Source organism: Brevundimonas sp., from assembly GCF_965279155.1.
Taxonomy (GTDB): domain Bacteria; phylum Pseudomonadota; class Alphaproteobacteria; order Caulobacterales; family Caulobacteraceae; genus Brevundimonas.
Genome location: NZ_OZ257138.1, coordinates 2,534,411 through 2,546,999, shown reverse-complemented (window position 1 = coordinate 2,546,999; position 12,589 = coordinate 2,534,411). Strand labels below are relative to the sequence as shown.

The window sequence follows — 12,589 nt, the reverse complement described above, 5'->3', positions numbered from 1 at the left end:
TAGCGTGAAGCAAGCATGCACGTGTCCTCGATCCGGAGAAGCCGTCTTGAAGCCAAGTTTCCGCACCCGTGTCCGCCTAGAAGAGCACCACCGGATCGCGATGAGCGACCCGGCGATCCTGCGCGAACCCGTCACCAACATCATCTACGACCCCGGCGACGCGCCAGAGAAGCAGTGGATCGGCCGCATGACCGAGAAACTCGGCGACTGGCGTGCGGTGTCCCGAAGCGCCTACATTCGCTGGGCGCTGATCATTAACGCCGCCCATGTCTCGGAGGGCTATTACAAGGCGTTGCCGAAGGATCGCGCCTTGATCGTCCACGCCGCGCGCGGGATGGACGGCGAACTCTATCAGACGCCGATGAAACAGTATGACGGCCCTACCGCCGCCGGGGCCTACCGCGAGATCATCCCGACCATCGCGGGATACGCCATCGCCGACCTGTACGGCGTGTTGGAAGAGATTATCTTCGATGCCTACGAGATCTTCCTGAGCCATTCACCGGCCCCTCTCATGGAGGGCGCCGAGTACCGTGACCTACGGCGGCTGTATGCGAGGCGGAATGAGAGTGAGGGCGATCGCGAAGCTTGGGAGACCGCTTGGTCGCAGCGTTTCGACCACTGGCGGCGCAAGCGCACCTATGATCCGCTTCACCGCGTCTTTGTCGGCTTTTTTAACACAGCGGCCCTCAAGCGTCCGAGCGAGTACGTACTCACGGACCTCTCCGATTGGGCCAGGACGATCGAGACGGTCGCCGAGCTTCGACATCTGCTGACCCATGGCGAAGGGACGGTGAACGCGAAGCTGGCCGAGCTCTGCGCCAACGATCCGTCACTGGTCTGGGTCTTCAAGGAGGGTGAGGAGCTAAAGCCCACCCTGTTTCATCTCCAGGCCGTCGAATATTTCATCGAGCAGTTGCTCACGACCCTCAACACCAGCTTGGTCGAAAAGGGCTGGGGGCGGACCATGAAGTCAATCCGCACGAGCTTCGAAGCTCAGGACAAGGCGGCCAGGACGGCGACGCAAGCAAAGCCTGCCACGCCGGCCCAGTGACCGGCTGGCGGCAGAAACGGATGAGGGCGAGCCATCAGGGGCCCGCTTCTGGCCAACGACGCATTGTGTTTGGAGAGAAGTTGTGGCTGAAGCGGACGCGGTCGGCAGACCGCTCAGCAGACATTCCGAACGTCACCTCCGAGTAAGGGGCCGACCTCGGCGGCCGGCCAGCGTCAAAGCCTCCATCTGACTCATCGCTGCGGTTGGCAATGTCTGCTTTCGATGCCGCGCCGATCACCCGCCCCATGCCGTCGTCTTCTGGACTATCTCCGCCGCCGCATCGCCCAGATCAGGGCGGCGGCGGCGGAAATCATCGCGGCGACGGCTTTTAGCAGATCGGGATCGGGCACTTCGGACACTCCAAGAAAGGAAGTGCGGCGTACGCTGGCAAGACCGCCGTCGGCAGAACCGAGCGCGGGCGCGTCGGGATGGAGCGGGGATAGGTCGGGACGGACCGTCGCTCAGTCCGACCGGGAATCGGCCGGACGGCGGGGCCGGTAGGTCCGGCCGTTGTCGTCCTTGATGAACAGAACCCTGATTTTACGGGCCACCCAGCCTTGATCCTTGCCGGTCTCTTCGGCGACCAGCTTCGCACAGGCCGTTAACGACACGGAAGTGCGACGAGCCAAGATTTTGGCGGCGGCGTCGAGAACCGGCTGGGCCTTCTCGCGATCCTTCGCCGCCTTGGCGGCACTAGCGCCCGAGGCGTTCTTGACGGATTTCACACCCCGCTCGGCCGGCAGGAGGAGATGCTGCTCGGCCTCGGCGCGACCGATCATATAGCCGAACGCCGCCATCGCGTGGCCGTCCAGATCGTCCCGATTGGCCAGGGCCACCATCGCCAGGGCGAGCGACCTGGGAAGGTGCGCCGGGAACCGAGGCCAGGTCTCGGGAGGCTGGTCCACCAAATCCTCGACATCCTCGACCTCAAGAGGGCCGCCGAGCCGCGACAGCATGCCCTGATAGGCTGACCCGTAGTCCTGAACCTCGATGAAATGGCCTATGGCGCCGGTCGGCAGATAGGCGAGCGGTCGCTTCACAGGCTGCTCGGTTCCCGACGGCGTGGTCACCTTCAGGAAGGCGAGACGACGATCGCGGTTCTGCGGGTGCTCCAGATCTCCGCGCGCGGTCTCGATCGGCCTTTCGGTGATCTGCCGGATCGATATGGTGGACCCGGCCAGGACCTCGATAATCGGTCCATCCTTTTCCAGCAGCCGGCGCGCGATGGCCGGGGTCCAAGGGAAGACAAGTTCCGGCCCGAGCGGCGCGGACGCGGCCCTGTGAAGGCCAAGGGGGTGAAGCGGCTGCCAGACCTCAGGGTCGAGGTCGGAGCTCAGATCGAAGGTGATGTCGTCGATCACAGCGACCTGCGCCTTTCTGGAGGCGGCCAAGAGCCTGAACCCCCTTACGACATCAGCTTCCCATTTCGCCTGGTCTTCCGCGGACCTAGCCTTCTGCGACCTCATGGGCGCACAGGAACCTGGGCGCGGGGACGAATCTGCGTCCGGTCCCGGACCTGGGCATAGACCTCCGCGACCCCGGGCATAGTGACGGTTGTGACGAGGGCATAGACCACGGGGTCGTCGATCTCATCCAGCTGGCGTTGCACAGTCAGATCGAAGGTCGCGGTGGCGCCGAGGGCGGCGGCGCGGTCGCCGGTCCAGCGACGATGGATGACCGTGCCGCCATGGGCCTGGTTGGCGTCGGGCTGATCTCGGGCCGAAGCGACCGCGAAAGTCTCTTTTCCCGTGGCGGGTTCGAGCAGTTTGAGACGGACGCCGCGATAGGCCGCGGCACCGACCCGAGGCGGCGTGAACCAGGCGACCGTCGCAGTGATCTCATGCGGTCGCGGAAGGCCCGACATCGCCACCGGCAGCGGAATCGAGAAGGTGTGAGCGGCTTCGCGCTGCAGCTGCCCGACCGACCAGAGCGTGGCGCGGTCTTCCGCGCATGCCAGGACTGCGGCTGCATCCACGGCACCATAGCCGAGATAGCGACGAATATTGTCCTTCTGGCGAACATGCTGTCGATTGTCGGCAGGTCCGAGGATCTCGCGGATCAGGTCGCGTGCCGGTGTCCAGCGGGCGCAGTGAACCAGAACAGCCTTGAGAAGCGCAGCGCGCTGCGGGCCGGGGATGGCCAGGAAGTCGTCGTAGGCCGCCTCCAGGAGTTCGTGAGCTCGGGCCGCAATGCCAGTGAGGGTTGCGGCGGCGACGCTGGTGCCGACCGTGCGGCTGACCCGATCAAGGTTCACGGCCGCAGGGCCGGGCGGAGCAGCGACGACGATGCCGCCCATCAGCTCCGAACCCTGGCCGATGGGACGCAGCAGATGGCCCGGCCCGGCCGGCAGCAGGCGAACGTGATGACGGCCGCCGGACACCAGGACGTCCGGCTTGACGCTGTTTCCGTATCCCGGACCTAGGCCGCTTGAGACCGTGCAAAGCCCCGTCTCTTGCCATACATCAAAGGTCGAGGCGGGCAGAGGCCCTAGCGCAAAACCATCGGCGTGCAGGGCCCCTACGGTCAAGGCGTTGACGGACTCGGCGGGCGCCAGCACCCGACGATGAGCGAGGCTCGCGGCGCTGGCCCGGAGCGCCGATCGGGCCTTGGCGGGACCGTCCAAGTCTTCGAAGGCCATATGGTCCAAATCCGGCGTCGCGAGATCGTCCAAATGATTGCCGGCACTGATGATGAACAGCAGGCCGTACTTCTGTGCCAGATAGTCGACGACCCGCGCCCACCCGGATATCCGTCCGGTGAAGGGCTTGTTCCGGTCGCCGACCGAGGCGTTGATCACCAAGACATGAGGGGCCGTGGCGTCGGGACCGGTCTTCATGCGCGCGACAGCGATCTCGAACAGGTCGGCCGGCAGTCTGTCGGGGAAGCGCTCGGCCTCGCCAACGTTCTGCGGTGCGAACATGATGTTCACGAACTGGATGCGGCGCGACAGGCTTTCACTGGCCGGCCCGTTGAGATCGCCGTGCAGCGCCGCCGAGGCCATGGCCGTGCCATGCACGCGGCGTCCGACTGCAAGGGGCTCCAGATCAAAGGGGTCATCCACCGAAAGACGACCGGCCAGCCTTGGGTGACCCGACAACGGCACTGCGTCGAACAGGGCGACAACTGGATCTCCGAGCGCGCCCAGCGGGGCCCCTGCGGCGACCAGAGACGTCACGTCTTCGAAGGCGGTAATGTGGACCGCACTCTGGGGCCGAATGTGCATGACGGCTTCGGAGGCGACCAGCCCCTCCTGACCGCGCGCCAGCACACGCGCGATCTCCGCAGGCGGCACGTCCGCGAGAAGGGCGTGGTATTTCGCCCCGTCAATCCGGCTGCGCGAGACGATGACGCCGCCGGACTGGCGGATGGCGGCGGACGCTTCGGCCTCCGTCGCGCCGCCAGCGGGGCGAAACACCAGCTCCAGTTCGACGCGGACAAAGCCGTCGGCGTTGACCCTCTCCTGAGCTAGAACCTCGAGATCTTCCGGCGAAATCCTGTCCTGCGGCCCCCATACCCGGATGTCGCGCAGCTGTGCGAACAGATTACGCCAGGGTGCGAAGCCCTCGGGGAGCGCGACGCCGTTTCTGAAGCGGCTCCACATCGACACCAGCTGCCTCAGGGCCGCGGCATCGGGGATCATTAGATACACCGATGGCGAGGCGTCAGCGTCGTCGCCCTGGATCTCATCAGATCCCAGAAACTCAAGCCCGGGAATTCGGGCCGCTGCCCGGGCAAAATTCTGGATGTCGCTGGTCAGCTCGAAGACCAGAAGCCGTTCCGGCGCCAGGCCCGTGGCGTCCAGCCTGAGAGCGAGCGGATCGCGTCCCTCGGACAGGGCGTCCGCAAGGCGCTGTAGCGTTCGACCCGGCCCGCGCTCCGCCTGCTCGGCGGCTGTGTAGCGTCGCGGCGGGGGGAAGTTGGCGTTACGGGGCTGCCTTGCGCCGCCTTGCGGCGGGTCGAGGCGTAACATCGGGTATGGCGACGGTGTCAGCATTGGTCCTCGGCGTCACCCGGGACGCCCAAAGTTCAAGTTCTGAAGCAACGACGCGTTTCAGCGACTCACTACCCTGAGCGAGAATATGGCGCCGGCGCACGTTTTGGCAGAACTCAAATACTTCGGCGAAGCTGACTTCGCCTAGACGATCGGCGATGCGGGATGCGCTCAGCCCCGCATCTTCGGGCCAGGCGTCCAGAAACCGCGAGACGAGGACACTGCGGCGGCTTGCGTCCGGCGCCGGCATATCCAGACGAAGCTGGAAACGCCGCCATACGGCGCGATCAAGCAGTTCGGCATGATTGGTCGCCGCCATGGTCACGACATAGCTCGGCAACTGGTCGAGCTGCATCAGCAGGAACGACACAACGCGCTTGATCTCGCCCGTCTCGTGTACGTCTCCCCGCTCTTTCCCGACGGCGTCGAATTCGTCAAAGAACAGGACGCAAGGCGTCGCGCGGGCATACTCGAACAGCTTGGCCAGACGGGCGTTCGTCTCGCCGAGGTAGGCGCCGACCAAGGCATCGTAGCGGACCGTCAGCAAGGGCAGGGCAAGGGCCTGCGCGACCGCCTCCGCGAGCGAGGTCTTGCCGTTGCCGGGCGGGCCGGACAGCAGCACCCGATGACGGGGCTGGAGGCCTTGGGTGCGGAGCAGATCAGCTCGATGTTGCTCTTCGACGAGCTGGCGGGCGAGACGGTCTGCGGGAAGAGGAAGAATGAGATCGTCGAACGTCACTTCGGGCGACGATTCGATGACGAAGTCGCGCCCGCCGGTTTGGGATCGCCGCAACTCGGTGGAGTTGGTCACGGGGACGGACTGCATCGCCCGCTGCAGCCGGTCTGCAAGCGTGTGATGGCTGCGGGATTTCTCTTCAGCCACAAGGGCTTCCACGGTCGAGGCGAGCATCGACCGGTCTCCGGCCGCGCCGGCTTTCACAAGAGATACGAGAAGATCGCTTCTGGCCATGACCTTAAATCCTGCGAAAGGGTGCGAAGCAGGACCTTCAGATCAGATTAACATGACCCGGGCGTGGCGACGAGCCTGTAAGGGCGACTCGATGGCTTTGGTCAGAGGTCGGCCTCGCAACTTCATCAGCAATTAGCGTTGAGCTGCGCCGCGCCGGGTCGAAAGCTGAGGTCAGATCGCCCGACTAACGTCCGGATCTTGGATGCCCGCTTAGGTCCGCTCCTGGCGCTTTTCTCACGTGAGGCCGTAGCCGGCACTGGCCGCATATCTGGTTGCCGCTACTTCAGGCCGTCGCTCGCTAAAGTGTGCGCCACTAGGGCGTTGGCGTGGCCGTGACCGAGGCCGTGCTCGTTCTTGAGAAGCGTGACGAGCTCCATATGCTTGGCGGGGTAACCGGCCTGGATAATCTGCTGCCAGTGAGCGATGGGCTCGCCATACTTCTTCTCGATAGAGGGAAAGTAGGAAGCGGGCCCCTTCGGTGCGGCGTCGCTCATGTAATCTCTCCGAGATGGGGCGTCTGTCGTCCTGAGGGAAGGCTAGCACGAACGTCTTGTCTGCGACCCCGCCTGATGCTGCCTTCATCGCCTCAACCTCCGATCGAAAACCGAGCCTACGCTGCAAACGACCAGCGCTCAACGAACGTCTAACTTTCGCTAGCTGACAACGCCCTCAAACGCCTGGTCGGAGTAACTAGAGATCGGAGCCCAGACCATCTACTTGCGCTGCGTCCGCGACCTCTCAACGTCAGAAGACTTGTATCATATCCTCGGCCGCGCTCCTGGCGATCCTGTCACGTAGTTGGGCCCGCTCCACGAAATCGACCCGTGTGTTCAGTGCGGCGGTAATCTGTCGGTGAATTCGGGATTGGTCGATCAGCGAGAATTTCAACTCGACTTGGGGCTGAACGTCGAACGCGATGTCCACGTCTGAATCGCCGGTCGCATCACCGCGTGCGACTGAACCGAACAAATAGAGATGAGCGATGCCTTGTCCACGTAAAGATGGCCCAAGGCCTCTAAGGGTTTCCATAACGTGAGCGTGCAGCATAACCTATACATACACGATTGGCTCGAAATGCTCACCCATCATTCCCAGCCATATTGCAAACCCGAAGAATGGGTTAGATCGAAATTTAATATTACTCATTATAGCCAATTGACTATATTTCTCGGATCGCGACACAAAGACCTCCCTGTTGACGGCACAGCAGAATCGCACCCCATCTGTTCCGTATAGACATAGAAGAAGAACTACGACTTAGGCATCAGTTCAGCTTCGTTGTTCGTAACGGCACCCCGCTGGGAGTACGCGTATGGATGGCACATCCATTTTTGGTCATTGCGAAACTATCTTTGCCCCTCAAGTATCAAATACGCCATATCAATTGCCGCCCATTGATAGAATGTGGCTGCCACCAAGCAATCAACCTCCTCCATCAAGGATTATCCGCCACCCGAACCTTTTTGACGATGTTTTGCCTGACGTCGATCAAACGTTCCCAATTCGTCGAAGCAGAAGTGCATCTCGTGGCTGGCAGGCCAAACTCCCTAGTAAGAAACTCCAACGGACCGTGCGGGCCAGGTCGCATCTGGAGCAGCGCGCCTTCGAGCGCTGCGAGGTTGATGGCAACATCATCCGCTATTGCGAGCAGCCTATTTTATTTCAGTACATTGATAAAAACGAAACAATCCGCACACACGCCAGATTTATACTACGAGACGTCGAACTATAGGTCTTTTGTCGAGATAAAATGGGAGGCTGATGCTCGCGCGGAAAAGAATGAGATAAGATGGCCGTCTATTGGCTTAAGCGTCGCCGCACTGGGTTTTCGCTATGAGGTGCTAACTGAGCGGCACATTCTTCGCCGGCCACTAGCTGATAACGTCTCTGAGCTCCTTCGTTTCAGACGGTTTGAACCGGTAAGCGCAAATCACAGGGACTGTATCACCGGGATACTTCGCAGAAGACCGCTCTCGTTAGGGGACGTCGTCTCGCTTCTGCCCAGCGTAGAAATGGCCGGCCTTTATCGCGGATTGGTGGATGGGTGGCTCAGCACAAACTTGGAGGCTCCACTCTCTGAGCAATCGATTCTCCGCTTGTCAGAGGCGCGGAGGCAGAACCAGTGAGGCTAGCCAGCTTTGTCCGTGACGCGCTGTTCGATTTTGATGGTCGCCGTCATCGCCTAGCGGCAAAGTTGCCATCAGGTGGGTGGCAAGCCGTTGACGTTGAGACAGGGCTTCTCGCGAACTGGTCATGGGACGACATGACGTCCGCCTACGAAGCGGGTCATTTGACCTTAGTCGCAATAGGCGGGAGTGGTGACGGCGAGAGGACCGTATCCTTCGCAGACTTGCCTGATAAGAGGCGCCGGAAGGCTCGCGAAAGACTAGCCGTTGTCGAGGCCGTGGAGGCAAGACGTGGTCAGGAGCTGACCCCGCCGGCGCTAGCAGCATTACTGGCCGAGGTAAGCATCACACTCGGTCGATCCGCCCCCGTATCCGTCGCCTCTTTCTACCGATGGAGAGCTGCCGCTCAGGGCCAAGGTGCGGTTGGGCTAATAGGGGGTAATCAAGGGCCGCAGTCACGCTGGGTTTCCGGCGGCACGATCTGCAAACAAGTGATGCTAGAGGCGATCATTACGGCGAAGCAGGACAGAAAAGTTGGTCTCGCTCCCGTCACCACTCTCAAGAACATGCGCGCCAAAGCCGCGAAGATCATAAACGACGAGAACACACGACATAGAGCTTTAGGTCAGAGCGGAGCGGCCATAGCAATTCCGTCCGCGTCAACGTTCAATCGTATTTGGAACGACCTTCCCGCGGATGATCGTGCAATCGTTATAAACGGCAAGGTTGAGGCTGCTCGGCTTTTCAGAGGCGGGAAAGGTGTATCGAGACCGCGAGCGTGTCTTGATTTGACCGAGTACGACGAAACACGCGTGCCGATGTTTTTATTCGACGAGAAACTAGGCGTGCCCTTAGGCCGCCCGTGGCTGACTTGGTATATTGACGTCTATTCGACTGCGCCTGTTGGGATTTATGTAGGCTTCGAAAACCCTAGCGACCTTACGATCGCCAGCGCGCTAAGGCACTGCTGTCTGCCCAAGGCCTACGTAGCGCGAGAATATCCCACCATCGTGAACCGCTATGCTCCTGCCGGCGTGCCCAGGCATGTCGTGTTCGACAACGGCTTGGCACAATGGGGCGGAACGATCGAGCAGCTAGCTTTCGATCTGGATATGAGCATCAGCTACACACGTCCTCGCACTCCTTGGTTCAAGGCCCGCGTAGAAGGGATGTTCGAGGTGCTGAACAAGACTCTTCTACGGGAACTGCCCGGCTTCGTCCTGGCCAAGGACATGCATGAATATGATCCGACGATTCACGGCTGCATCGGACTCAGGCACTTCCTCTATATCCTTCATGCGTGGCTTGTGGATGTGTTCATGCAAGAGCCTCAAGGGCTATTCATGCAGTCTCCAGCGATGCTCTGGGAGGAGGGCACGCGAGATCACGCTCCTTCGTTTCTGCCACGCTCTCAGGATCTAGATCTCCTATTTGGCATCAAGCGGATGGGTCGCCTTGATCATCGTGGCGTTCGCTTCGCAAATCTCCGCTACCACTCGGCAGAACTGCAGACCCTTCGTCGTCGGCACGGTGACAAGCTGACGGTAGAGGTGAAAGTCGATCCGTCAAATTTGGCGGTGATCCATGCTCGCCTGCCGAATACCAACAGCGGATGGGTTCGAGCTGAGGCAACGCTTCTCCCTTATGCCGAGAAGCTCAGCCTGCATCGACACCAGCTGAATCAGAAGAACGCTAGAGAACTGTTTGGCGAAGTCTCAGCGGCAAACCTTTGTAGAGCCCACGAGCGTCTGCATGAGCTGATTGCAGAATCCCTGCCGACAGCCCTGAGCATCCGTTCCAACAGCCTCATAGCTCGAGCGTTGGGCATCGGAACCCAGCATATATTCAACAACCTCAATCATGACGGGGAGCTTAGTTCCCTCAGCGGTCCTTTCGCCGGCGAGCCGCTCAACCCATTAGGTGGTCGAGCTAACGACACCCAGCCTGGCAGTACTCATAGGATTCAGGACGTTCCGGCCGGGCCGCCCCGTAAGCGGGTACGGCGCACATTCGACGGCGATCACTCAATGTCGGGAGTGGAGCCATGACGATTGATCTCGATGAAGCCTACTCGCGGATCGACGCCATCTTCATCAACCACCCCAAGTTTTCTGAAGTCAGGGAGGAAGTTCGAGACTTAATCGATTTGCCACAAACTAGAACGGCGCCCTGTATCCATGTGAGCGGTCCATCGGGGGTAGGTAAATCCACCCTCAAAGATCGCATCCAGATGGAGTATCCCCCAGAGCGAGGCGGGGCGAAAGTCCAGCTGCTGGGCGGGGTTTGCATGATCGCCGACAGACACCGCGTCCTTGTCGTTAGGATGCCCTCATCACCGACGGTCAAGGCGCTAGCGCGGGAGATTTTGAAGGCATACGGCGACCAGCTGTGGAACCGAGGGGACGAGTATACCCTTGGGGATCGGGTCGACCGGTACATTGCTGCTAGTCAGACTAAAGCGATCCTGATTGATGAAGCACAAAGGGCCGTGGAGCGCTCCGGCACAGTCGTGTCTGACAAGCTTATCGATTGGATTAAGTCGCGTCACGAAACGAACTCCGTCGCTTTCGTTCTTCTAGGCCTAGGAAGTTTGCGCCATCTTTTTGAGGCTGATCGCCAGATCGAGCGGAGATGGGATGCCGAAATTCGGCTCGAACCGTACCGTTGGTACAGAAAGGATGGGTCTCCCGATCTCTCGGGTCAAGACAACTTCATTACGTTACTCGCAACGTTTCGAGATCTGACGCCGATAACGTTCGAGTTCGATGTGGAAGACGAGGAAGTCGCATTCCGCTTCTTCTATTTGTCTCGAGGCTTGGTAGATGGGGTGAAGAAACTCCTATTAAAGAGCGCTCGCCTGATGAAGCGCCATGGCAAGCAGACCTTAGATTTTGGTCTTCTTGAGATGGCGGCAGAGGGAGCATTTCGCCTTGAGGCAAATGGGATGCAGAACCCCTTCGCTCTCGATTTCATCGCGTCCCCTCCTCCACCCTTGGAGGACGACTACGAAATTCGAATGGCTAAAAGCCGCGCTAAAACGTCTAGCGGACGAAGGCCGGTATCGAAGAAGCGCAGAAATCAGGCGGTCATCAGTCAGCTGATCAAATGACTATGGCCCGCCTTTTCATCACGGGCGATATCCAAGAGGACGAGAGCCTCCCTGGCTACTTGATACGCCTTAGCCACGCGAACGGCGTCCGGCCGTCCTTATTGACCAATTTGACCGGCCTGCCGATTGGCTACGAACACCGGAGTTCAGGCTTCCTCCAGCTCGCCAGCTTGAGCGGATCGGATCCGGAAGTTCTGAGGAGAGCGTCGTTTGCGCCCGAAGGCGGATACGAAGGTTCGAGGTTTAATGGATCCTCGCTGAGCCGCCGTCACCTTGTAACAGACGGAGCAAGAGTATGCCCCGAATGCGTGAAAGAAAGAGGGTATCTTGACCGCCTCTGGCACCTTCGGGCTTTCGCCGCATGTCACCGCCATCAGCTCCTTCTTATCGACCGCTGCAAAGCGTGCGCGCGTCCCATCCAATGGCAGAGGCGAAAGCTAGATCGGTGCGATTGTGGCCACGTGTTCGAGCGTGGCGGTCGCGCGCCCGAATGGTTGGTGGAGTACACGCAGCCACCAAACTGGATGTCTCCGGTCAACGGCGCTGGATGCCGCCGGCCAGACGAACTGGAGGTTCCGCACCAGACGCTGGATGTCTGGCGGAACCTCCATCGCCTGACTACTTCCGCGACGCTGTGAGCCTCCGCATAGACTCCCCGCTGAGCTGGATCCGGTGCGATGTGTTGGCGACCCGGTCGAGGATTGCATCGGCGACCATCGGATTGTCGATGTAGGCGTGCCATTCCTTAAACGGCAGTTGTCCGGCCAGCAGAATGGATGAGGTCCGGGTGCGCGCGTCGATGATGTCGAGCAGATCCTGTTTTCCGCGTTCGGTCATCGGCGCCAGACCGAAGTCGTCAAGGATGAGCAGGTCGAATCGCGCCAAGGCGGTGCGCGCCTTGACGACTGTGCCGTCTTGATGCGCGATGGCGAGGTCTTCCAGCAGTTGATTGGTGCGGGCGTATCGCACCATGAGGCCATGACGTGCGGCCTGGCCGCCGAAGGCGCAGGCTAGATGAGTTTTTCCGGTGCCCGTGGCGCCGGTCAGGATCAGATGCTCATGTGCGGACACCCAGGCGCAGGTCATGAGCTCGGCAACCTGACTGCGATCAAGCCCCCGTGACGGTCTGTAGTCGATGTCCTCCACGGCGGCGGGGATTTTCAGTCGCGCCATCTTCAGGATGCGTTTCAGCCGGCGTTCGTCGCGCCAGGCGCCCTCGGCGTGGAGAAGATGCATCAGACGGTCGTTGAACGGCAGATCAGCGTAGGCGGTCGAAGCGGCGTGATGCTCGACGGCGCCGGCCATGCCGTCCAGACCGAGGTCGCGCATACGGTCGATG

The 12,589-nt window shown here is 60.8% G+C and carries 11 protein-coding genes; 5 read left to right on the top strand and 6 right to left on the bottom strand.

Annotation, left to right across the window (positions count from 1 at the left end; translation table 11 throughout):
* Positions 1-46: 46 nt before the first annotated feature.
* Positions 47-1,054: a hypothetical protein gene (locus ACQY72_RS12160; protein WP_428153849.1), complete on the top strand. Its 1,008-nt coding sequence runs from the start codon at positions 47-49 to the stop codon at positions 1,052-1,054.
* A 461-nt stretch (positions 1,055-1,515) separates the two neighbouring features.
* Here the strand turns inward: ACQY72_RS12160 and ACQY72_RS12155 are convergent, their stop codons facing one another.
* The 5 genes from ACQY72_RS12155 to ACQY72_RS12135 all read right to left on the bottom strand — a co-directional run bounded on the left by ACQY72_RS12155 (position 1,516) and on the right by ACQY72_RS12135 (position 7,044).
* Positions 1,516-2,415 carry a hypothetical protein gene (locus tag ACQY72_RS12155; RefSeq protein ID WP_428153848.1) on the bottom strand — a complete coding sequence of 300 codons (900 nt, stop codon included), beginning with the start codon at positions 2,413-2,415 and terminating at the stop codon, positions 1,516-1,518.
* Between the two features lie 101 nt (positions 2,416-2,516).
* Positions 2,517-5,024 (bottom strand): S8 family peptidase, encoded by a 2,508-nt coding sequence (locus ACQY72_RS12150; RefSeq protein WP_428153847.1) that lies wholly within the window; start codon positions 5,022-5,024, stop codon positions 2,517-2,519.
* Positions 4,978-6,015 carry an AAA family ATPase gene (locus ACQY72_RS12145; protein ID WP_428153845.1) on the bottom strand — a complete coding sequence of 346 codons (1,038 nt, stop codon included), beginning with the start codon at positions 6,013-6,015 and terminating at the stop codon, positions 4,978-4,980. The genes ACQY72_RS12150 and ACQY72_RS12145 overlap by 47 nt, the downstream gene beginning before the upstream one ends.
* 278 nt (positions 6,016-6,293) lie before the next feature.
* The gene (locus ACQY72_RS12140) at positions 6,294-6,509 is read right to left on the bottom strand and encodes a DUF4287 domain-containing protein (RefSeq protein ID WP_428153843.1); all 216 of its coding nucleotides are present in this window, start codon (positions 6,507-6,509) and stop codon (positions 6,294-6,296) included.
* A 250-nt stretch (positions 6,510-6,759) separates the two neighbouring features.
* Positions 6,760-7,044: a nucleotidyltransferase family protein gene (locus ACQY72_RS12135; protein ID WP_428156705.1), complete on the bottom strand. Its 285-nt coding sequence runs from the start codon at positions 7,042-7,044 to the stop codon at positions 6,760-6,762.
* Positions 7,045-7,327: 283 nt separating this feature from the next.
* Between ACQY72_RS12135 and ACQY72_RS12130 the strand changes: the two genes are divergently transcribed.
* From ACQY72_RS12130 to ACQY72_RS12115, 4 genes are all read left to right on the top strand, one after another.
* Positions 7,328-7,747, top strand: coding sequence for a hypothetical protein (locus tag ACQY72_RS12130; protein WP_428153841.1), 420 nt, complete (start codon positions 7,328-7,330; stop codon positions 7,745-7,747).
* Between the two features lie 888 nt (positions 7,748-8,635).
* Positions 8,636-10,189, top strand: a complete 1,554-nt coding sequence (locus tag ACQY72_RS12125) for a Mu transposase C-terminal domain-containing protein (RefSeq protein ID WP_428153840.1) — start codon at positions 8,636-8,638, stop codon at positions 10,187-10,189.
* Positions 10,186-11,250: a TniB family NTP-binding protein gene (locus ACQY72_RS12120; RefSeq protein WP_428153839.1), complete on the top strand. Its 1,065-nt coding sequence runs from the start codon at positions 10,186-10,188 to the stop codon at positions 11,248-11,250. Before ACQY72_RS12125 ends, ACQY72_RS12120 begins: the two co-directional genes overlap by 4 nt.
* Positions 11,247-11,888, top strand: a complete 642-nt coding sequence (locus tag ACQY72_RS12115; RefSeq protein ID WP_428153838.1) for a TniQ family protein — start codon at positions 11,247-11,249, stop codon at positions 11,886-11,888. The genes ACQY72_RS12120 and ACQY72_RS12115 overlap by 4 nt, the downstream gene beginning before the upstream one ends.
* Here ACQY72_RS12115 and istB read toward each other — a convergent pair.
* Positions 11,869-12,579, bottom strand: a complete 711-nt coding sequence (gene istB / locus ACQY72_RS12110) for an IS21-like element helper ATPase IstB (protein WP_428156704.1) — start codon at positions 12,577-12,579, stop codon at positions 11,869-11,871. The genes ACQY72_RS12115 and istB overlap by 20 nt on opposite strands.
* Positions 12,580-12,589 lie beyond the last annotated feature (10 nt).